This window comes from Burkholderia sp. BCC0322 (genome assembly GCF_902833045.1).
Lineage (GTDB): Bacteria > Pseudomonadota > Gammaproteobacteria > Burkholderiales > Burkholderiaceae > Burkholderia.
This window is the reverse complement of sequence record NZ_CADFDU010000004.1, coordinates 176,908-200,737: the sequence shown is the minus strand read 5'-3', so window position 1 is coordinate 200,737 and position 23,830 is coordinate 176,908. Positions and strand designations below refer to the sequence as shown.

7 protein-coding genes and 1 pseudogene are annotated in these 23,830 nt (G+C 66.9%); 6 read left to right on the top strand and 2 right to left on the bottom strand.

The features are described 5' to 3' along the window. Positions 1–71 precede the first annotated feature (71 nt). The 6 genes from gspI to HWX39_RS14035 all read left to right on the top strand — a co-directional run bounded on the left by gspI (position 72) and on the right by HWX39_RS14035 (position 21,155). Entirely contained in the window at positions 72–503 is a 432-nt protein-coding gene (gspI, locus tag HWX39_RS14060; protein WP_175968679.1) for a type II secretion system minor pseudopilin GspI, read from the top strand. Beyond that, positions 487–1,155, top strand: a complete 669-nt coding sequence (locus tag HWX39_RS14055) for a prepilin-type N-terminal cleavage/methylation domain-containing protein (RefSeq protein WP_175968678.1) — start codon at positions 487–489, stop codon at positions 1,153–1,155. The genes gspI and HWX39_RS14055 overlap by 17 nt, the downstream gene beginning before the upstream one ends. A 188-nt stretch (positions 1,156–1,343) precedes the next feature. Beyond that, positions 1,344–3,566, top strand: coding sequence for a tetratricopeptide repeat protein (locus tag HWX39_RS14050; RefSeq protein WP_175968677.1), 2,223 nt, complete (start codon positions 1,344–1,346; stop codon positions 3,564–3,566). A 42-nt stretch (positions 3,567–3,608) separates the two neighbouring features. Beyond that, positions 3,609–5,852, top strand: a complete 2,244-nt coding sequence (locus tag HWX39_RS14045) for a tetratricopeptide repeat protein (protein WP_175968676.1) — start codon at positions 3,609–3,611, stop codon at positions 5,850–5,852. Continuing rightward, positions 5,849–8,089: a tetratricopeptide repeat protein gene (locus HWX39_RS14040; protein WP_175968675.1), complete on the top strand. Its 2,241-nt coding sequence runs from the start codon at positions 5,849–5,851 to the stop codon at positions 8,087–8,089. The genes HWX39_RS14045 and HWX39_RS14040 overlap by 4 nt, the downstream gene beginning before the upstream one ends. 316 nt (positions 8,090–8,405) lie before the next feature. Beyond that, complete coding sequence (locus HWX39_RS14035; RefSeq protein WP_244135017.1) at positions 8,406–21,155, top strand: filamentous haemagglutinin family protein; 12,750 nt, start codon at positions 8,406–8,408, stop codon at positions 21,153–21,155. Between the two features lie 91 nt (positions 21,156–21,246). Here the strand turns inward: HWX39_RS14035 and HWX39_RS14030 are convergent. Both HWX39_RS14030 and HWX39_RS14025 read right to left on the bottom strand, forming a co-directional pair. Further along, positions 21,247–22,245: pseudogene (locus HWX39_RS14030) on the bottom strand (substrate-binding domain-containing protein); the annotation flags it as partial. A 135-nt stretch (positions 22,246–22,380) separates the two neighbouring features. After that, the gene (locus HWX39_RS14025) at positions 22,381–23,712 is read right to left on the bottom strand and encodes a substrate-binding domain-containing protein (protein ID WP_175968673.1); all 1,332 of its coding nucleotides are present in this window, start codon (positions 23,710–23,712) and stop codon (positions 22,381–22,383) included. Positions 23,713–23,830: the final 118 nt, after the last annotated feature.

Below are 23,830 nucleotides of genomic sequence, written 5' to 3'. Positions count from 1 at the left end.
GGCGATGCGGCTTCGCGCCGCGATTTGAACGCCGGACGCCGGACGACGACCCATCGACAAGAATGCAGGTCATGTGCGACGACAGAACCGACTACAACCGCCATGCGCGTGGCGGATCGCGCACGGCGCGGGCGCCGGAACGGGGATTCACGCTGATCGAGGTGCTGATCGCGCTGGCGATCGTCGCCGTGGCACTCGGCGCCGTGATGCGCGCGATCGGCGCGCTCGCGTCGGATACCGACATGGCGCGCATGCGCCTGCTCGCGTTATGGAGCGCCGACAATGCGCTCGGCGAGATCCGCATCGCATCGACCTGGCCGTCCGTCGGCTCGAACACGTTTGCCTGTCCGCAGGGCCGCTACCGCTTCGTGTGCCGCCAGTCGGTGGCCGCGCTGCCGAGCCCGCTCGTGCGTCGCGTGACGGTGAGCGTGTATCCGTCCGCATCGAGCCGCAACGTGCTCGCCGAAGTCGTCACGGTGATCCAGAATGAAGCGCGCCGCTGACCCGCGCGCGGCGGCGCGTGACCGTGCCCGCGGCTTCACGCTGATCGAGATGCTGGTTGCGATCGCGCTGCTCGCCGTGATCGCGCTGCTGTCGTGGCGCGGCCTCGATGCGACGATCCGCGGCCGCGACGATATCGCGTCGAATCTGGCGCAAACGCGTCTGCTCGGGCGCTACTTCTCCCAACTGCAGTTCGACCTGACGAACCTCGTCACGCCCGACGAAGTATTCGGGCCGCCGCTGCGCATCCGTCCGGGCGAACTCGTGATGGTGCGCCATCTCGGCGTCGGCGGTGGGCCGACGCAGATGCAGGTGGTGCGCTACCAGCTCAACGGGCGCGAGCTCGTGCGCAGTGCGTCGCAGCCGCTTGCGTCGCTCGCCGAGGTGGACGACGCGCTGCATCACATGGATGCGTTCGCGCGCGTGGTGGTCAGCAATGATGCGCGCTCGATGCAGCTTTCCGTGTGGATCCCGCCCGGCGGATGGACGACGAGCCAGGCCGCCATCGAACAGTCCTATGCGCAGTTTCTCGCGCAGCACGGCATCAGCAACTCGACGTCGATCGGCGTGCCGGTGCCGCGCGGAGTGCGCTTCTCGGTGACCATGGGCGCGCCGGCTGTCGAATACGTGCGGACGATCCCGATCGGCCAGTAAGCGCGGGATGCCGTCCGGTGCACGCGGCCAGGCCCCGAGTGCCGTTCCGTCACCCGGACAAAATGGTCCGTAACTTTCGTCATACGTCTGTTATTGGCCGTCCGTTAGTCTCGTCACGAGCATGACCGACGCGACCGGTTTCATCGACCGGCTCAGCGGCGGCATCGGCAAACGGGAAGGGGGCGAACGTGACGGTCGAGCACCGGCATGATGCACACGCGGGCGCGTCGGGACACGGCGCACCCGGGCAATGGCAGTCGGCGGCGATTCTGGGCCGCGCACAGCAGTGGCACGGCGCCGGTCGCTTCGACGACGCGGCACGGGACTATCTCGCGGTGCTCGCGAAGGAGCCCGATCATCCGCAGGCGCTGCATCTGTACGGCGTGCTGCAATTCCAGCGCGGTGCGGCCGATCAGGCCGAAGCGCTGCTGCGCCAGTCGATCGCGATCGCGCCGGACGTGCGCGCGCTGTCAGATCTCGGCGCGATCGTCGGCGAGCGCGGCCGCATCGACGAGGCGCTCGGGCTTTTCGCGACCGCGCTGCGCGCAGCGCCCGACGACGTGCAGACGCTCGTGCGCCACGGCAATACGTTGATCGGCCTGCGCCGCTACGACGACGCGCTTGCGTCGTTCGATCGTGCGCTCGCGGTGTCGCCGCTCGTGCTCGACGCGCTCTGCAATCGCGGCGGCGCGCTGCGTGCGCTCGGCCGCCTCGACGATGCACTCGATACCTACGACCGCGCCCTGATGGTCGATCCGCAATCGTTCGAATCGTGGTTCAACCGCGGCCTCGTGCTGCGCGAGTTGCGGCGCGCGGCCGATGCGCTGCACTGCTTCGATCGCGCGAACGCGATCCGGCCGGGCGTCGCCGCGATCGTGACGGCGCGCGGCCGTACGCTCGCCGAGCTCGACCGTCTGAACGAGGCGCTTGCCGCCTTCAACGACGCGCTCGCGGCCGATCCCGAGCGGCTCGACACACTCTGCGACAGCGCGGCCGTGCTCGAACGGCTGGGGCGCGCGGACGAAGCGCTGGCGCGTTGCGAGCGGGCGCTGGCGCTCGATCCGGAGCATGTCCGCGCACTCGCGGGCCGCGGCAATGCGCTGCTGCAACTCGAGCGTCACGACGACGCACTCGACAGCTACGAACGGGCGCTGGCCATCGATCCGCGCTCGGACGACACGCTGTGCAATCGCGGCACCGTGCTGCGCGACCTGCAGCGCTTCGACGCGGCGCTTGCCAGCTACGATGCCGCGCTGGCGCTCGACCCGCATTTCGCCGAAGCGTGGACGAACCGCGCCAACGTGCTGCGGGACCTGCATCGCTACGACGAAGCGATCGCGTCGGTCGATCGTGCGCTTGCGCTACGCCCCGAGGTTGCCACGAACTGGCTGGCTCGCGGCAACCTGCTTGCCGAGACGGGGCAGGTGGATGAGGCGTTCACCGCCTTCGATCGTGCGCTCGCGCTGCAACCCGACTTCGCCGCCGCACACTGCGCGCGTGCAGCATTGCACCTGACGGAAGGCGACTTCGCGCGCGGCTGGCGCGGGTATGAATGGCGGCTGCGCGATACGCCGTTCGCGCGCCATGCGCGGCCGTTCACGCAGCCGGTGTGGCGGGGCGACGAACCGCTCGACGGCAAGACGATCCTGATCCATGCGGAGCCGGGCATCGACGACACGCTGCAGTTCTGCCGCTATGTCCCGCTCGTCGCGGTGCGCGGCGCACGCGTGGTGCTCGAGGTGCCGCCGTCGTTGCGCGCGCTGATGGCGTCGCTCACTGGCGCGGCCCATGTGATCGCGCGCGGCGAGCCGCTTCCCGCCTTCGACTGCCATGTGCCGCTGCCGAGCCTGCCGCATGCGTTCCGCACCGGCGCAGACACCATTCCGGGCACTGCCGCGTACCTGCATGCGGACCCGCAGCGCACGCGCCAGTGGGACGCGCTGCTCGGCGAGCGGCGCAGGCTGCGTGTCGGGCTTGCCTGGGCGGGCGAGCCGGCGCGACGGGCTGACGCCGGCCGGTCGATCGATGTCGCGCGACTCGCGCCGCTGTTCGATCTCGACGTCGACTGGATCAGCCTGCAGACACCACCGGATGAACGCGATGCCGCGTGGCTGGCGGAGGCGCCGGTGCGCCGCGTCGACGACGCGCTCGGTGATTTCGCGGACCGGGCCGCATTGATCGGCGCGCTGGATCTCGTGATCGCGACCGATTCCGCGGTCGCGCATCTGGCGGGTGCGCTGGGGGCGCGCGTCTGGGTGCTGTTGCCCGACCCGCCGGCCTGGCGCTGGATGCGCAAGCGCGACGACAGCCCGTGGTATCCGTCCGCGCGGCTGTTTCGCCAGCCGGCGCCCGGCCACTGGGCCGATGCGATCGACGCGGTGCGTGCCGCGCTCGAACCGATGACACGTTAGACACGACACGCGATACGAACAGCGATCAGTGGGGGCCACACGATGACACCGAACGGGGAAGGGACGACATTGGCGAGCGCGACGGTCGCGCCGGATCGGCGTCCGCCCGACACCATGCAGCTCGAACGGCTGCTCGTGCGTGCACGCAAGGCGCATCACGAAGGCGCGCTGCAGCATGCGGAGCATGCCTACGCCGAGCTGCTGGCGCTCGATCCCGAGCATCCGGAGGCGCTGCACCTGCTCGGCGCGGTGCGCTTCCAGCAGGGCCGGCTCGACGATGCCGAGCCGCTGATGCGGCGCTCGGTCGAGCGCCAGCCGGTGCCGCTCGCGCTCGCGAACTACTCGGCCGTGCTGGCCGGGCTCGGGCGCGAGCACGATGCGCTCGCGCGGCTCGACGAGGCGCTCGCGATCAATCCCGTGCACCAGCGCGTGCTGTTCCAGCGGGCCGGGCTGCTCGCGCAACTCGCACGGTACGACGAAGCGTGCGCGGTCTATGATCGTCTCCTCGAACTCACGCCGGGGTTCGCCGACGGTTACGTGAAACGCAGCGACATGCGGCGCGCACTCGGCCGCTTCGACGCTGCGCTCGCCGATTGTGATCGCGCGATCGCGCTCGCGGGCCGCACGTTCGACGCGATGCGCGCACGCGGGCTCGCACTGCGCGAGCTCGGCCGCTTCCGCGAAGCGGCAGACAGCTATGGTCACGCGCTTGCCCTGCGACCGGGCAGCGCCGACGCGCTGTTCCTGCGCGGCGTCGCGTATCTCGACCTGCACGACCCCGAATACGCGCTGGCGGATTTCAATGCGGCGATCGCGGCGAGCCCGACGTTCGTCGATGCAATCTTCAACAGTTCGATCGCGCTCGAACAGCTCGGGCGGCACGACGAGGCGCTGGTGCGCTGCGACCGCGCGCTCGCGCTCGACCCGCGCCATGCGCGCTCGCTCGCCAATCGCGGCAATGCGGCGAGCCATCTGGGCCGCTTCGCGGATGCGGTCGACAGCTATGCGCGCGCACTCGACGTCGAGCCGGGCAGCACGGGCGTGCTGTGCAACTACGCGAGCGCGCTGATGCAGGTGGCGCGACACGACGACGCGCACGACATGTGCGATCGCGCGCTGGCGATCGATCCGCACTATGCGCCCGCATCGTTCACGCGTGCGCGTGTCCGGCTCGAAACGCATCGCTACGACGACGCGCTCGACGATCTCGCGCGCGTGATCGCCGCGACGCCGCGCGACAAGCTTGCGCATTTCCATCGCGGCAACGCGTTGCGCGCGCTGCGGCGGCACGAGGATGCGCTGCACGCGTATGCGGAAGCGATCGACATCGATCCCGACTATGCGCCCGCGCACTGCATGCGCGCGTTCCTGTGCCTGTCGATCGGCGACTTCGAGGCCGGCTGGGCCGAATACGAATGGCGCTGGCGCGACAGCCAGCTCGACGGCAGCCGGCGCGATTTCGCGCAGCCGCGCTGGACGCACGGGATGCCGCTCGACGGGCAGACGATCCTGCTGTATCCGGAGCAGGGGCTCGGCGACACGCTGCAGTTCTGCCGCTACGTGCCGCTCGTGAAGGCGCTCGGCGCACGCGTGGTGGTCGAGGCGCCGGTCGAGCTGAAGGCGCTGTTCGCGACGCTCGACGGCATCGACGTGCTCGTCGCGCGCGGCGACCCGCTGCCGCCGTTCGACCTGCATTGCCCGCTGTTGAGCCTGCCGCTCGAATTCCGCACCGACCTGTCGTCGATCCCGGCGAGTGTGCCGTACCTGCGCGCCGATCCCGCGCGGGTCGAACACTGGCGCGTGCGGCTGGGCGCGGCTGACCGGCCGCGCATCGGCCTCGTGTGGTCCGGCAACCCGCTGCACCTGAACGACCGCAACCGCTCGATCACGCTCGCCGACCTGTTGCCGCTGCTCGACGACCGCTTCGAATGGATCAGCCTGCAGAAGGTGATCCGCGACGAGGATCGCGCGGTGCTCGATGCGAGCCCGATCCGCTTCGTCGGCGACGAACTGACGGATTTCGCGGAAACGGCCGCGCTGGTCGACGCGATGGATGCGGTGATCAGCGTCGATACGTCGGTCGCGCACCTGGCCGGCGCGCTCGGCCGGCCGCTCGCGGTGATGCTGCCGCACACGCCGGATTTCCGCTGGCTGCTCGATCGCGACGACAGCCCGTGGTATCCGGGTGCGCGACTGTTTCGCCAGCCCGAGGGCGGACAGTGGGCGCCGGTCGTCGAGCGCCTCCGCGACGCGTTGCCGGCGCTGATGGCGGGAGCGTCGCGATGAGCACGGCGCAGGCGCCGACGTTCGGCGCGGGTGCCGCGCCGCTGCGGGCCGCCGTCGACGATGCGCTGCGCAATGCGCGCGCGCGACTCGAGCAACGCGATTACGCGGGCGCGAAACGGCTCTACGAGGGCGTGCTGGCGATGAACCCCGATCACGTCGAGGCGCTGCATCTGCTCGGGTTCGTGCATCTTCAACTCGGCGACGCCGTGCGCGCGGAGCCGCTGATCGCGCGCTCGATGCAGTCCGGGCTGAATCACCCGTGGAATTTCGTGAATCACGCGCAGGCGCTGAGCGGCACGGGCCGTCATCGTGAAGCGCTCGACGCGGCCGCGCAGGCGCTCGCGCGCGATCCCGGCCATGCGCCGGCCTACGCGGCGCGCGGCGACGCGCTGCATGCGCTCGGCCGGCATGGCGAAGCGGTCGGCGCCTACGATCTTGCGCTGACGCGTGAGCCGGGGCGTGCGGTGTCGTGGGTCCGGCGCGGCGAGGCATTACGCGCGCTCGGCCGGCCCGCCGACGCACTGATCAGCATCGAGCGCGCGTTGCGGCTCGATGCTGACGACCCGGCAGCCCTTGCGGAACGCGGTCATGCGTTGCGTGCGCTGGGTCGCGGCGAAGCGGCGCTGCATTGCTTTCAGCTTGCGATGGTGGTGCGCGGCAAGACGCCCGATCTCGTCTACGCGTGCGGCTATACGCTGATCGAACTGGGGCGTCCGGCCGAAGCGCTGGCGTGTCTCGACGAAGCGCTCGCGCGGATGCCGGACGACGTGCAACTGCTGTTCGTGAGTTGTGTCGCGCTCGACCTGCTCCATTTGCGTGACGCGTTGCTGAAGCGCAGCGACCGGCTGCTGGCGCGCGACCGCGACAACGTGGGCGCGTGGGTCGGCCGAGGGAACGCGCTGCTCGGGCTGAGGCGGCACGAGGAAGCCGCGCACGCATACGGCGAAGCGCTCGCGCGTGCGCCGGCGGATTTCGACGCGCTGCGCAACCGGGCCGGCGCGCTGCGGGCGTTCGGTGCGTTCGACGAAGCGCTCGCGCATTACGACCGTGCGCTCGAAGCACGCGGCCCGCACGCGGAAGTGCTGTGCAATCGCGCGATCGCGCTGCAACTGCTGGGCCGCTACGACGATGCGCTCGCGAGTTACGCGGCGGCCATCGATGCGCCTGGCCGGACGGCGCAGGAGATCTATGCGCGTGCCGTCGCGCGCCAGCAGCTCGGCGATTACGACGCCGCACTCGCGGATTTCGCGCTGGCCTGCGTACGCGACCCGAATCACGGTGTCGCGCGCCGGTCCGAGGCGTTCTGCCGCCTGGTGATGGGCGACTTCGACACCGGCTGGCGGCAGCACGAAGCGCGTTGGGACGCCGCCGACGTGACGCTGCACCGGCGTTACCCGGACCGACCGCAATGGACGGGCGACGAACCGCTCGCCGGCCGCACGCTGCTGCTGCATGCGGAGCAGGGTTTCGGCGACACGCTGCAGTTCTGCCGCTACGCGAGCCTCGCGCACGCGCGCGGCGCGACGGTCGTGGTCGATGCGCCGGCGGCGCTGGCCGACCTGCTCGGCACGCTGCGCGGCGTGAGCCGCGTCGTCGCCGACGGGCAGCCCGCGCCTGCATTCGATCTCCATTGCCCGATGATGAGCCTGCCGTTCGCGTTCCGCACGACGCTCGACACAGTGCCGGCCGACGTGCCGTACCTGCATGCCGACCCGCAACGGCGCGCCGCATGGGTCGAACGGCTCGATGCGCTCGCTCCGCCGCGACGAATGCGCGTGGGGCTCGCGTGGTCGGGCAATCCGGTTCATGCGAACGACGAAAACCGGTCGATGACGTTCGCCGCGCTCGCGCCGCTCGTCGCGCTCGATGCGACGTTCGTGAGCTTGCAGGTCGGCGTGCGCCCGCGTGACGCCGAAGCTTTCGCGGCAAGCGGCGTGCTGTCGTTCGAGGCGGAGCTGAAGGATTTCGCGGAAACGGCCGCGCTCGTCGACACGCTCGATCTGGTGATCGCCGTCGATACGTCGGTCGTGCACCTGACCGGCGCGCTCGGACGCCCCGTGTGGGTGATGCTGCCGCGCGTGCCGGACTGGCGCTGGCTGCTCGAACGCGACGACAGCCCGTGGTATCCATCCGCGACGCTGTTCCGGCAGCGGTTGCCCGGCGACTGGCCGGCGCTGGTCGAACGCGTGGCGCACGCGCTCGCGGCCCGCATCCGCGTGCATCGCGACACCGTGTGACCGGCCGGTCCGACTGTGACAAAAGCTACGGACCTTTCACGAGCGGCCCGAATGGTCCGTAACACCCGCCACGCCGCTGCCATCGGGCCTTCGTATGGTCTTGGGATTCCAGTGGCCGGGTTCGATCCCGGTTGCAACGACCTAGCGCGAAAACGGATCGGCGCCGCTTTCGGCGCGACCGTCGTCCAGCGCAATTTCATAGGATTCGGGGTGAAGAATGGCAGCACGCGCACGCACGGCACGACAACCTGACGCGACGGGCTCGCGTCCGGTCCTGAAATCGGAACTGCGGCCGCTGGTCCGGGCCGTGGCCTTGATGCTGCTGGCGGGCGCGTCCGCGCACGTGCACGCGGCGGGCATCATGAACCTCGGGGCGGCGGCCGCGCGTGCATCGGGCGGCGGCGTGGGCGGCGCCGGTGGCGCGCCGGGCATGCCGAATCTGGGCGTGTCGGCGCAGCAGGCGCTGCAGGCGAGCCAGCCGTCGATCCGCAACCTCGGGTATGCCGCGCATGCGATCGCCGCGCAGATTGCCGCGCAGCAGAATGCGGCCGCGGCGGCGGCGAAGCTGCCTTCGAGCGTGCCGAACGGGCTCGCGCCGGGCGGGCTGCAGGTGGCGGCCGGTGCGTCGAACGATCCGAACAATCCGGTGCTGTGGTTCAACGCGAACGCGCCGACGCAGAACGTCGACAGCAGCGGCCATGTGAACGTCGACGTCAAGCAGACCGGGCAGAACGCGGTGCTGACGTGGGAAACGATGAACGTCGGCCGGCAGACGACGCTGAATTTCGATCAGTCGGGCGGCACGCAGACCAACGGCGTGAACAACTGGGCCGTGCTGAACCGGATCAACGATCCGAGCGGCAGACCGAGCCAGATTCTCGGCAACATCACCGCCCAGGGCGCCGTGTACGTGATCAACCGCAACGGCGTGCTGTTCGGCGCCGGGTCGCAGGTCAACGTGCATTCGCTCGTGGCTTCGTCGCTGAACCTGCTCGACATGAAGAACCAGCTCGTGCCGACGCCTGCGGGGATTGTCGCGAGCAACCAGCAGTTCTTGAGCTTGCCGGCGGGAACGACAGGCGGGCTGGCTTATCCGGAGTCGGGGAGTTCGAGCGGGACGGTCGGGTCGGGGGGCAAGCCGAACGAGGTGCTGGGGCTGGGGAACAGCGCGACGTTGACTGGTGCGTACCAGGCACCGGGTGATGTGACCATCGAGCAGGGCGCGTCGATCACGACACATACCAACGGCACAGCAAGCGATGGCGGTTTCGTGCTGGTCGCCGCGCCGAACGTGACGAATGCCGGCAGTATCTCGGCGACGTCGGGACAGGTCGTGCTCGCGGCGGGGGTGGGGGTGAGCCTGCTGCCTAACTCGGGCAAAACGATCAATCCGCAGGTGCTGCTGCCGGAACTGAGCGGGCAGATCGTGACGGTCGATCCGGCTACTGGCGCGTCGATCGACGTCACGCCCGTCGGCACGCTGACGAACACGGGTATCGTGCAGGCCGCGCGCGGCAATGTGAACCTGCTCGGCAGCCGGGTCGCACAGAACGGCGTGGTGGGCGTGACGACGAGCGTGAATACGCCGGGGACGATCACGATCTCGACCGCGGACGAGTATGCGTCGAACAATCCGCTGGGTATTCCCTATACCGGTTCGACGCCGGTCACGGGCAACGGCGGCGGAGCCGACACCATCAATCGTGCCGGCCTGTTGAGCTTCGGCCAGGGATCGGTGACGACGGCGCTGCCGGACAACAACGGCCAGACCGCAACGTCCACGCCGGGTACGACCTTCACGCCGGGCGGCATCACCATGACGGCCGGTTCCGTGTGGTTCCAGGGCGGCTCGCTGATCGAGGCGCCGGGTTCGAACGTGTCGGTGACGGCCTACGCGCCGTCGGTCGTGACGAACCAGGTGCCGGGTCAGACTGCGGTGCCGGGCCGGATCTACGTGGACGACGGCGCGACGATCGACGTGTCGGGCCTGGCGAACGTGCAGGCGCCGATTTTGCAGACACTCGTGACAGTCGACCGGATCGGCCAGAACGAACTGGCCGATTCGCCGCTGCTGCGCAACAGCTTCCTGTTCGGGCTGAAAGGTGTCGTGGTCGACAGCACGCTGACGGGCACGCGCAGCGACGGCGTGCAATGGGTCGGCAGCCCGATCTTGAACCTTTCGGGTTATGTGAACCTGATTCCGCGCACCGTCGACCAGTTGCTGACCAACGGCGGCACGATCACGCTGTCCGGCAACGAGGTGATGACCGCGACCGGTTCGTCGATGAACCTGAACGGCGGGTATGTGCATTACAACGGCGGGATCGTCAACACGACCCGGCTCGTCGATGCCAACGGCGCGATCGTGCCGATCGGGCAGGCGAGCCCTTACGACAATTATGTCGGCATCGCCGGGCAGTTCATCGAGAACCACCCCCGCTGGGGCGTGACGAAATCCTGGTACAACCCGTTGCTGACGAGCGGCACTTACCAGTCCGATTACATCGTCGGCGGCAATGCGGGCACGCTCGATCTGTTCGCGTCGCAGGCGCTGGTACTCGACGGGGACATCAGCGCGCAGTCGTTCGGCGGCGCGAAGCAGATGCAGGGCAACAGCCTGCCTTCCGGCGGGACGTTCAACCTGGGTGCCGATCCGAAACTGGCCGGCAACGCGCTGGCCGGGCTGACGTGGAACAGTGCGGCCAACGTCTCGACCCTGCCGCTTAGTGCGCTTTCGGGATTGACGATCCTGCAGGATGCGGCGCCGCAACTGAGTACGCTGATGCCGGGTTTCTCGATCGATGCCCCGCTCGACAAGAACGCATCGCAAACGCTGGCGGCCAACGATCCGAACAACCTGTTCACGACGCGCGTGGTTCCGGTCGCGACGCTGAACAACGGCGGGTTCGCGAACCTGAACGTGACCGAGGACAAGAACGCCGGCAAGGGCATCGTGGTCGCGCAAGGCACGCAACTGAACCTGCAGCCGGGCGGCTCGATCTCGCTCGACAGTCCGGCGCCGGGCGCCGACGTGAATGTCGCGGGGCGGCTGTCCACGCCGTCCGGTTCGATTTCGATCACGAGCGGCGGCAACGTCGTCGTCGGGCCGCAGGGCGTGATCAGCACGGCCGGCCAGTGGGTGAACAACGACGTGCAGGCCGCGCCGGGCACCACACCCGGCAATAGCCAGTTCATCAACGGCGGCAGCATTTCACTGTCGGCGAAGCAGAGTTCGACCTTCGTGAACGGCAACGCCGTCGATGCGACGGGGTCGATCCTGCTGCAACCGGGCAGTGTGCTCGACGTATCGAGCGGCGGCGAAATGCTCGCGAACGGCCAGTTGCTGATGCAGAACGGCGTGCCGGCCGGGCGCGGGGGCAACGTCGCGTTGCAGACGTATGCGGTCCCCGCCGGCGGCGCGCAATTCGGTGATACGGGCGACGGCGGTGCGAACCTGCCAGGTACTCAGCCGACGGCCGGTACGATTGCAATGGGCGGCACGATACTGAGCGACGGCTTCTCGGGCGGCGGCACGATGACGCTTGGCGCGCTCGGCTTCCGGATAGGCGGGGACAAGGCGGCAGCGGCGCCGTGGGACGTGTATCTGCCGCAAAGCTTCTTCTCGCAACAGGGCTTCGGCAAGTACGTGCTGAACGCGTACTACGACTCGACCATCGCGCCGGGCGCGACGGTTGCGCTGACGCAACGGAACCTGCTGCCCGACGCGCTGGCTCTCCTGCAGACGGGGACGGGCGCGAACCTGTCCACGGGCGGCCTGACGACGATCGGCCAGCTCGACACGTATCACCGGCAACCGACGAGCCTCGTGCTGACCGGCGGCAACGCCGTCTCGTGGCTGACAGCGGCGTCCGGCGGCACAGTGCCGTCGTATCCGGGCGTGGCGGGCGCGGTCACGTTGTCCGCGGGCGCATCGATCAATGCGGATGCCGGGGCGAGTGTTGCGCTGGCGTCGCCGAAGCAGGTGACGGTGCTCGGCTCGGTGGTCGCGCCGGGCGGGTCGATCGTGCTGAGCGCCGATACCGGAACCACGGCACCTCAACCGGGCCAGTTCAATGTTTTCACGCCGAGCAACAGCCGGTCGGTCTGGCTCGGTTCGGACGCGACGCTCGACGTATCGGGCGTCGCGCTCGCCAATCCGCTTGCCGCGCCGGTCAAGATCGGTGGCACGGTTGTCGTGCCGAATACCGGCAAGGTTCTGCCGGGCGGTGCGGTGACGCTGTCGAGCGATTCGGGCTACGTGGTGGCACAAGCGGGTTCGAAGATAGACGTGTCGGGCGCGTCGGCGAACTTCGACCAACTGCAGGCGAACGGCACCTATGCGCGTCAGCCTGTATGGAGCGATGCAGGCTCAATCACGCTGTCGGCCGCTTACGGTCTCTTCTCGGATGCGACGCTGGCGGGTCACGGTGGCGCGGTGCAGGCTCGTGGCGGCACGTTGACGATCCTGCCGCATCAGAACAGCGGCTCGGCCGGCGCAACGGCACTCGTCGTGCGGCAGAGCGGCATGCTCGTTCCCGTCGGGCTTGCACCCGGCCAGGATTTCTCGGTCACGATCGACCCGACCACGGGGCAGCCGATCGGTCAGCCGACCGGCGTGATCCAGTTCGCCGCCGACCGCCTGAACGACTCGGGAATCGCGAATCTCGTGCTGGGTGACAGCACGCCGTCTCCGATTCTTGCGCCGGTGCCGCCGATCGTGTTTGCCGGCGACGTGAACCTCACGTTGCCCGAATCGGTGACGCTGAACACCGGACGCATCGCGGCGATCGGCACGGACCAACTCTCGACGCTGCTGTCTACCCCGGCGAACGGCAATTCGGCGCTGGTGAACCTGCTCGCGCAGCCGCCGGCACATCCGCTCGGCACGACGGTGACGATCAACGCACCTTATGTCGCGCTGGCGGGGCCGACGGCAACCTCATCGACACCCGCGTTCGCGCCAGTCGCGACGCTCTCCGATGCGACGCTGAACGTGAGCGCATCGTTCCTCGACCTGCGCAATCAGTTCCAACTGAACAATTTCGGCCAAGCGAACTTCACGAGCAGCGGCGATATCCGACTCGGTTCGACCAGCGCGGCGCAGAGCGGCCCCGTCGGGCTGGCGCCCGGCATGCTGTACACGCCTGGCAACGTGACGTTCAAGGCAGCGGACGTGTATCCGGCGACCGGTAGCACGTTCATCGTCGACGCGGTCGGCCCGGTCGATTCGACCACCGGCAAACCCGTGCCGACCACCGTCACGTTCGGCACGACCGGCTTGTCCGGCACGCCGCTGTCAGCCGGCGGCACGCTGCTCGTCGACGCGACGAACATCGTGCAGGGCGGCACCGTGCGCGCGCCGTCGGGCACGCTCGTGTTCGGCGTCGGCGACCCGACGAACAGTGCGACGCAGAAGCAGTTCGGCAACCTGCCGCTCGTGGCGACGGATTCGGTGACCTTCGCTAACGGCAGCGTGACGTCGGTTTCGAACGGCGGTTCGATCATTCCTTACGGCACGACGGTCGATGGCGTCGAATGGCAATTCAATCCAATCGCTGGCACGACGGCGTCGGACCTGAATGCGCCGCCAGCGAAGTACATCGGGGTCAACGGCACCAGCGTCGCACTCAACAAGGGCGCGACGATCGACCTGTCCGGCGGCGGCGACCTGCAGGCTGCCGAATGGGTGCCGGGCACGGGCGGCACGCGCGACGTGCTGTCGCAATACAACGTGAGCTATGCGAGCGGCAAGGGCGCGACGGCGGTGCCGGTCAATGCCGGCGGCGGGAACGTCTATGCGATCGTGCCGGGCACGCAATCGCCGGTCGCCGCATACGATCCGCTGTTCGCGCAGACCGTGCAGCCGGATGTCGCCAGCAACGGCACGCCGACGACCAAGACCGTGACGCTGGGCGTCGGCCAGGCCGGGTCGAACGATGGGATCGGCAAGGCCGTGTACCTCTCCGGCGTGCCGGGCCTCGCGCCCGGCTACTACACACTGCTGCCGGGCAAGTACGCGACGCTGCCGGGTGCGTACCGCGTGACCGTGTCGGCCGCGACCGGCAACGTCGTGCCGGGCGCGTCGCAGGTGCTGCCGGACGGCACCGTCATGACGGCCGGATATTTTGCCGATGCGGTGACGGGCGGCCGCAGCGCGACGCCGACGCTCTTCAACGTGCAGTCGGGCGCGACGTGGCAGCAGTACTCGCAGTACACGCTGAAGGGCGCGAACGACTTCTTCACCGCGCAGGCCGCGAAGCAGGGCAACGTGACCCCGCCGCTGCCGGTGGATGGCGGCCAGCTCGTGCTGGCCGCGACGAAGGCGCTCGCGCTTGGCGCGACGCTGAACGCGGCGGCCGGCCCGGGCGGCGCGCCGGCGGAGGTCGATATCGCGTCGCAGGACATCCAGGTCACCGGCAACGGCAGCGCGGCGTTGCCCGGCTATCTGCAGATCGGCGGCGACGCGCTAGATTCGCTGAATGCGGGCAGCCTGCTGATCGGCGGGACACGTGCGGCGGCGACCAAGGGCGTGACGATCACGCCGATCGCGAACAGCGTCGTGGTGTCGAACGATGGCAACTCGTCGCTGAAGGGGCCCGAGATCCTGCTCGTGACGAAAACCGACGCGAGCGGCACGGATCCGAGCGCGGCGAACGGTTTGCGCGTGGACGCGGGCGCGTCGATCGCGGCGGCGGGCGACTACCCGGCGGCGAAGGACCAGCCGATCACGATCGCCGGCGACGGTGCGCTGCTGCGCGTGTCGAACGGCGCGATGGCGCCGCTCACGCGCACGGGCGGCACCGGCACGGGGCTGCTGACGGTCGGCGCAGGCGCGACGCTGTCGGGCGGTCAGGCGTTGATGCTCGATTCGTCGGGCAACCTGAAGGTCGATCCGAGCGCGGTGCTGTCCGCGAAAGCGATCACCGTCGATGGCTCGGCGATCACGTTGACGAATGCAAGCGGCGCGGCCGCGGCGGCGCTGCCGGGTTTCGTGATTGATCAGGCGGGCCTGGCGCAACTCGCCAACGCCGATCTCGTGTCGCTGCGCAGCTACGGTGCGATGGGCTTCGTCGGCGACGTGAACGCGACGTTCGGCAAGAGCGTCGACCTGAGCGCGGGCACGTTCACGAGCGATGGCGGCCACGTGACGCTGAACGGGCAGCAGATCGCGTTCACGAACGAGACGGGTGCGGCGAACGGCGCCGTCACGCCGGGCAGCGGTACGCTGACGGTCAACGCGAAGGAGATCGACTTCGGCACCGGCACGAAGACGCTGAGCGGATTCTCGTCGGCTAACCTGACGGCGACCGGCGGCATCGTCGGGCAAGGCACGGGGACGTTCGATTTCGGTGCGCTGCCGGTGACGCTGAATGCGCCCGTGTACCTGGCCGATACGAGTTCCGCGTCGACCGTTAAGACGACCGGCGCATTGGCGCTGAACGGCGCGGCGGGCACCGCATTGTCGAACACGCCGGTAGGCGGCGCGTGGAAGTTCATCGGCGGCACGCTGGCCGACAACGGCGCGACGATCGCCGCACCGGCCGGCAATGTCGGCCTCGAGGCGACGACCGGCAACCTGACGATCGGCGGTGGTTCGACGGTCAGTTCGGCGGGTGTGTCGAAGCAGTTCTTCGACGTGACGCAGTACGCGCCGGCCGGTTCGATCATCCTGACCGCCGATGCGGGGACCGTCGACGTGCAACCGGGCGCGACGCTCGATTTCTCGGGCGCGAAGGGGGGCGGCGCGGCGGGCAGCCTGACGCTGTCGGCGCCGAAGCAGGTCGTGAACCTGAACGGCACGATCAAGGGCGGCGCGACGAACGGCTACGCGGGCGGCTCGCTGTCGCTCGACACGGGCGGCGCGGCCGACCTCGATTCGCTCGCGAAGACGCTCGCCTCGAGCGGCGTGAACCAGTCGATCGACATTCATACGCGGTCGGGCAACCTGACGCTGTCGGCCGGCAATGCGCTGACCGCGCGTGCGGTGTCGCTGACGGCCGATGGCGGCGCGGGCAACGCATCGGATATGGCGAACGGCAACGTGAACGTGCTGGGGACGATCGATGCGTCGGGCAAGGCGGGCGGGCAGATCAACCTGTACGGCAAGAGCGGCGTCGATATCGAAGGTTCGCTGCTCGCGAAAGCGACCGATGCGAGCCAGCGCGGCGGCAAGGTCGCGATCGGCACGAGCGCGACGTTCGATCCGGCCGTAGCCGATCCGTATAACGCGACTTACGGCTACGAGAATGTATCCGCCGCGCAGTCCGGGTTGATCCGGCTCGGCTCGAACGCATCGATCGACGTGTCCGGCGGTACGCCGGGGGGCACGCTCGACGGCACGGTCAACTTCCGTGCGCCGTTGCTGCGCGACGGCACGGTCAATGTCGCGCTCGATGGAAGCAGTGTGCGCGGCTCGCGCAAGACGACCGTCGAGGCATATGCCGTATGGAGCGCAGCGGATGCGACGACCGGCTCGCAGCATTTCGACGGCCTCATCGATCCGGCCGGTTGGTACGACGGCAGTGGCCATCTGCTTGCGGGAACGTTCACGGTGCCGGGCAGCACGCCGGTAACGTACAGCTATACGCCTGGCGGCGCAGGCGGCGGAACGCTCGTCAACAACGCGACCGGAGAGTCGACGTCGGTGACCGAGGATCAATTGCGCAACGGGATTTCCGGCAGCGGCTTTACCGGCCTGACAGGTGCGTACTTCGTCGCGGGGACCGCGAACGGCGATCATGTCGCGTTCTATGGGTATCGCGCCGGCGGTTCCGGTACTTCGCCGGGCACGTTGATGGCGTTCGTTCAGCATGGCCCGGATGGTGTCGCCGGCCAGTTTGCCGGTGCGTCGTTGCAGAATTTCAGCGTCGTGCCGGGCATCGAGCTCGACAATCCGGGCAACGCCGTCAACGGCGGCAACATTTCGGTGTTGTCGAACTGGAACCTCGGCGCGGGCGCGCCGAACAACAGCGGCAGCATCACACCCGATTTCCGCTATCGGTCGACGATCGCGCCGACGCTGACGTTCCGCGCGGCGAACGATTTCGATGCGTACGCAAGCATTTCGGACGGGTTCTATCAGAGCCAGGTGGCGTCGATTCTGGGTGGGGCGGGGCCGGTCACGGCGACGGGGACCTACACGGACGCGAAGCAGAAGTTCGATCAGCTCGTGTCGATCGACGATCCGACGCAGGTGAATGTAACTTTTACGAATGGAAGCGTTGAAGGCCTGGTATCGCTTGATCCGAATGCTGCGCTTACCGCGCCGTTGATGGCCCAGACTGCCGGTTATTACTCCGCGTATCTGTCGTACGCGGGAGCGTGGCAGACGACTACCGAGGCGTGGATTTCATCGTCGACGGCAGGGAATTTCGTCGGGCATATCCTTCCGGTCAAAGCATCGGTTACGAAGGCGCCGAATCCGGCGCAATTCGCGACATATACCGACTATCTGACCGCATACTGGGGGCCGGACCTTACTGGTCCCAAGGCTATTGATGCGTATCTCGGTGGATACACGATTGTTTCAGTCATTCGCTTCGGCACACCTGACGCGCCTACTCCGCCGACGGGGCCGGCCGCAAACACGTCGCCTTCCGGACAAGCGGCATATCTGGCCGACTACGCAAACTACATACTTGGATATTCGCAATACTCCGATCGCGTGCGTGGTACCAAGAGCATTCTCGGAACGCCGCGCGGCGCTTACAACATGTTTTATGCACCGAATGCGCCAGCGTCGGTGCCAGATACGGGGGTCGTGAACATCGGGGCGCTGCCGGGCAACACGGCGGCAAACGTGCCGACCGCGAACAACCCGTTGCCGATAGCTTTTGCGACGTTGCTCGGCGGTGAAAGCTCTTCGTATCGGATCGTGTCCGGCGCCGATGTGTCGAGCGCGAACCCGCTGGCGTTGCAGCCCGTTTCGATGTTCGCGAGTTCGGGCGCAACGTCGCCCGGTGCGGGCAACGTGATGTTGAGCGGACATACCGGATACGTCGACAGTAACGGTTTGACGCTCGTGGAGCCGGTGACGGTTCGTACCGGCACCGGCTCGATCGACGTCGCCGCGGGGAACGGCGTGTCGTTGTTCGACACGACGAAGACTGCTGATTCGTCCACTTTGGTCATTCCAGGCGCGATCTATACGGCGGGCGCACCGGCAGCGGGGGCGCCGTCGGTCGGTGTCGCGACCGCGATTGCACAGGGAGCGAGCGGTACGCAGGACGTTCTGGTCACGCCGGCGGTGAATCCCGATTCCGCGGGAGACGTCACGATTCATGCTCAGGGCGACATCAGCGGCATGCAGAACGTGATCGATACGACCGGAGCGGTAACGGGAAATGCCGGCAACAGCATCAGCCAGTACTGGTGGCAGTGGATGCAGATTACCGCGGGGAAAACAACCGACGGTCAAATTGTTGTCGCGCCGCTGACCCGAACCTCGATCGACTTCGGCGCATTCGACCAAGGCGTAATGAGTGTCGGCGGTAATGTATCGATCAGCGCCGGCGGCAATATTTCAGACCTGGCCGTGTCGCTGCCGACCACCTGGTACCTGGACGGAAGCGGCAAGCCTGTCACTGTCGGGGGAGGAAATCTGACGGTACGATCCGGTGGAGACATTCTGAGTGGTGACTACTTCGTTGCGAAGGGAACGGGGACGATATCGGCTGGCGGGCGTATCGGGTCCGATATTTCCGTCGCCCCGAAAGTGAGTGGAGCTAGTCCGACCGATGCATCGACGGTGCTTGCGACTCAGGACGGAATATTCGATGTTACCGCACGTCAGGGTGTGGGGATCGGCGCAGTACTGAATCCGTCTTTTTCAAGCAGCTTTTCACAGAGCGGTGGACAGCCGACCAGTGTCATCAATCTTTCCGGCTATGGCCAGTATCCCGACAATCAGGTCTATTCCCCGACTTCGGCGGTCAATGTGCTGTCCACGACCGGCGACGTTCGGTTCGGCGCGCTCGGGGGGGCGTTGACCGGGGCGAATGGCGTGTTACCCGCGAGCCTGAACATGACCGCATTCGACGGTGCAATTGACGTCCAATCCGGAGGCGTTCTCTATCCGTCGGCGGTCGGTCAATTGAATTTGATCGCGGGCCAATCGGTATACCTGTCCAACGTATCTGCCACGCGAACCGATGCACCATTGCCGAATACGTTCGGTTTGTCGGACGCGGATCCGTCGCAGATGCCTTCGCCGACGAATCCGAGCTTGAAGCCGAATATCCCGGCGTTGACGGATACGACGCTCGCAGCACATGCGTTGAATGCGCTTCATGGTGCCGACTTCCAACCTGCGCGCATTTACAGCTTGAACGGAAGCGTCGTCAACGGCACGGTCGATACGTCCAGCAGCAGTGACGGGTTCTACCGGAATCTCGTGACGCTATCGGTGGACAAACCGGCGCTCGTGTACGCCGGACAGGACATCGTGAATCTCGCGTTCTGGGGGCAGAATCTGCGTGGCTCGGATGTGACGCGTATCGTGGCCGGCCGTGACATCTATGACACACCGATTGCTCCCAACGGCGGTGGGGCTGTTCGGGTGCTGGAGATCGGCGGACCGGGCTGGTTCGATGTTCAGGCGGGACGCAATGTCGGCCCGTTGACGAGTCAAGCCGAGTTGTATAACCGGAATGCCGACACGGGTGGAATCGCGCACGTTTTCACGGGTATCGATGCAGTTGGAAACGCGAACAATCCGAACTTGCCGCACGAGAGCGCGAACGTCAACGTGCTGTTCGGGGTGGGGCCCGGCGTCGATCTGCCGGCGTTCGTCTCGACCTATATCGCGCCGGGCAGTTCGGTTGCCGGCGTGCCGAGCGTAACGCCGGCACTGATTGCATTCATGGAGCAATACGACGCGGGGCTTGGCGTCGATACGGGCCTGCAGGCCGACAAGGATGCGGCGCTGGCGACGGTCGGCCGGCTGACGGGTGACGAAGCGTGGAAGCAATTCCAGACGCTGCCATCGTATGTCCAGCAACTCTTCGCGGAGAAGGTGCTGTTCGGCGTGCTCGCGCAAGTCGGCACGGACTTCAACGATCCGTCGAGTCCGTACAGCGGCCAGTACGCGCGAGGCTATCAGGCGATCAACACGCTGTTCCCGGCTTCGTTCGGCTATACCGCAAACAATCTGGGCGGTGGCTCGAATGGCTCGAACAAGCAGGTTGCCACCGGCGATCTCGACATTCGCAGCACGACGATCCAGACGCAGCAGGGCGGCGACGTGACGATCCTCGGTCCCGGCGGGCAGGCGCTCGTGGGCAGCACGACGGCGCCGCCACAGATCGTCGACAGCACCGGGAAGGTAGTGGCGGGCCCCGGCACGATGGGGATCCTGACGCTCGAGAAGGGGAACGTCGACATCTTTACGGATCAAAGCGTGCTGCTTGCGCAGAGCCGGATCTTCACCGAGCAAGGCGGCGACATGACAATCTGGAGTTCGAACGGGGACATCAACGCAGGCAAGGGCGCGAAAACGTCGGCCGACACGCCGGCGCCGCAGTATGTCTGCGATGCGAACCATTACTGCACGGTCGATTCGCGCGGGCAGGTGACGGGTGCGGGTATTGCGACGCTGCAGAGCATACCGGGTGCGCCGAAAGGCACGGTCAACCTGATCGCGCCGCGCGGTACCGTCGATGCGGGCGACGCCGGCATTCGCGCGGGCAACCTGAACGTTGCGGCTTTGCGTGTGGTGAACGCGGACAACATCCAGGTGACGGGCAAGGCGACTGGCATTCCGCTCGTGCAGGCGGTGAACACGGGTGCGCTGACGGCAGCGAGTTCGGCGGCGTCGGCGGCGAGCCAGGTCGCGCAGGACATCGCGAGGAACAACGCATCGGGCGTCGCGCCGCGTCGCTGGACGATCAGCGTGCAGGTCGAGGGCTTTGGTGATAACAGTCCGGATGGAGGATCGAAGCGGCGCAGGTCGGAGCAGGTTGGCTACGATTCGTCGAATTCGGTTTCGTTGCTGGGTTTTGGGGCAGAGGGGCCGACGCAGCGAACGTTGCTGAGCAAGGAGGAGTTAGGGAAGTTGAACCGGTTCTGAGGCTAAGCGGTACTTAAGGCAAGCAGAAGATAGACCACCCTGATCGCTTGAGGTGGTCTATCCGACAACGTCCGGTTAGAGACGGTTATCTTTACCGGCCGGGAAACAGGTCCCCGGACGAACCACAGACCTCTGAGTTCCCAATATCCACGGCGTTACCGGTAGCGTTGCTCAGGATGCTTGCAACGATGGCACTCCGGAAGGTTGATGGTACGGTGTCGAAGCCGTTGCCATGAATGACCGACGCGTAGCTGGCATTCGTGTAGTGGTTGTTCAGGAAATCGTGAACAGCCGTCGTTATCGCTGCGCTGGTATAGCACTGGCTCAGGAGGATCTGGCTCGTACCGGATATCGAATAGCCGGAAGACGGGTTGGCAAGGGCTTTGTAAATGGAGCCAGAAACAGGGGCCCACAACGTCGGAAACGCCTCGTCGGATCCTTGCGGCGGTGAGAATGTGCCGAGCGCCTTCGTCGCGTTCGCATACGTTGGCGCGTAATACGTTTTGTTCGACGAGTTGTACAAGCTGGCGATCGGGAGTTGCAGCGCGGCCGAAGACGTCACGACCGAGCTTTGCGAAGCAAGGAACGTGTTCGCATAGGCCGGGCTCAAATAGGCGACGGCCGCCGTACCCATCGACGACAGTGATGCAAGTGACGCGCGAATACCACCATCGCCCGACGCTGCAATGAAATTGGGTGGCATGCCTGCGGGGAATGCCGACGTGTTCGCGAACGTCAGCGAATCGATGAACTTGACGCCCCAAGCCGTATTGGCGGTCGTGCAGACGGCAGTCAGGTGGCGGGTCAGCAGTTCGGTCGTACCGATGCCGTCCGAACGGTAGACGACCTTGATCGGAGCGTTCGTCGAGTAGAGACTGCCTTCCGGATTGGTGACCTGGTTCCAGTTCGTCAGCTTGCCGGAGAAGATGCCGCACAGGTCGTCGTCGTTCAGCGCGATGCTGTGCGCCTGACTTGGCGTCGTTTGCGGCGTCGTCGAGCTCGTCACGGCCGGCGCGTTGACGACCGGCACCGTGATGGCGGTCACGATGTACGGGATCTGGATCAGCGGGCCGTTCGTGGTGCCGAGGCCCGGCTATATGTATTGAGACATGACATACGTCAGCTGCCGCACGAGGTGGTCATGCCTGGTCGGCGTGTTGAAACAAAAAGCCGCCTCGATTGCTCGAGGCGGTTCATCAGGACGGTGCTTCAGATGTGATGCGGCTTACCGGCCGGCGAAGCCGCCCGCACCGCAGACGCTCGAATCGTTGATGTCGAGGAGGTTGCCGCTCGAGTTGCTCAGGAAGTTCGACGAAATCGCGGTCTGGAATCCCGACGGCACGGTGTCGAAGCCGTTGCCATGGACGACCGACGCGTAGCTGGCGTTCGTGTAGTGGTTGTTCAGGAAGTCATGAACAGCCGTACCCGCCGCGGCGTTCGAGTAGCACTGGCTCAGGATGATCTGGCTCGTGCCCGAGACCGGATAACCGGATGCGGGGTTGGCCAGGGCGGCATACGCCGAACCGGAAACCGGAACCCACTGGGTCGGATCGCCGGCAGCGGTGCCCGACGGGGCAGTAATCGTACCGATCGCCTTCGTCGCGTTCGCATACGTCGGTGCGTAGTAGGCCTTGGCCGTCGTGTTGTACAGGCTGGCGATCGGCAGTTGCAGTGCGCCCGACGACGTCACGACCGAGCTTTGCGACGCGAGGAACGTGTTCGTGTAGTCCGGGCTCAGGTACGCAACCGCGGCCGTGCCGGCCGTCGACAGCGATGCGAGCGAACCACGGACGCCACCGCTGCCCGAAGCTGCGATGAAGTTCGACGGCACGCCGGACGGGAATGCCGACGTGTTCGCGAACGTCAGCGAATCGATGAACTTGACGCCCGACGCCGTGTTGCCGGTCGTGCAGACTGCGGCCAGGTGGCGGGTCAGCAGTTCGGTCGTGCCGCTGCCGTCTGCGCGATAAACGACCTTGATCGGGGCGTTCGTCGAGTAGAGGCCGCCTTCCGGATTGGTGACCTGGTTCCAGTTCGTCAGCTTGCCGGAGAAGATGCCGCACAGGTCGTCGTCGTTCAGCGCGATGCTGTGCGCCTGACCCGGCGTCGTTTGCGGCGTGACCGAGCTCGTTACGGCCGGCGCGTTGACGACCGGCACCGTGATGGCGGTCACGATGTACGGGATCTGGATCAGCGGGCCGTTGGTGGTGCCGAGGCCCGTGTTGTTGTACGCCGTGACTTGAGCCGTCGTCAGTGCGGCATCGCTGTTGGCGAAGTGGACCGTGCCCGAGACACCCGCGCCGAAGTACGTCGGCTGGTTGTTCAGGAACGCGTTCTGGCCGGCGCCCGAGCCGACCGAGTAGTACGTGAACGTGCCTTCGGACGTGCCGAACAGGCCGATTTCGCTTGCGGGGTTGCTGACCGAGCCGATCGTCGGCGCGACGAGCGACGAACCGCCACCTTGAATCACAGGGCCTGCGGCCATCGCGAGGGATGCGCCCATGCCCGAAACGACGAGAGCGAGGACTTGACAGATCTTGCGCTTGCTGGATTTCATGAGAAATTTCCTTGAACGAAGATAAACGGGAACCCCTGCTACTGCGGTTGGAATGCTTGTGGACCGCCGGGTAAATGTAGGGGGAAATCCGAATGACGCGTGTGAATTTTTCATAACG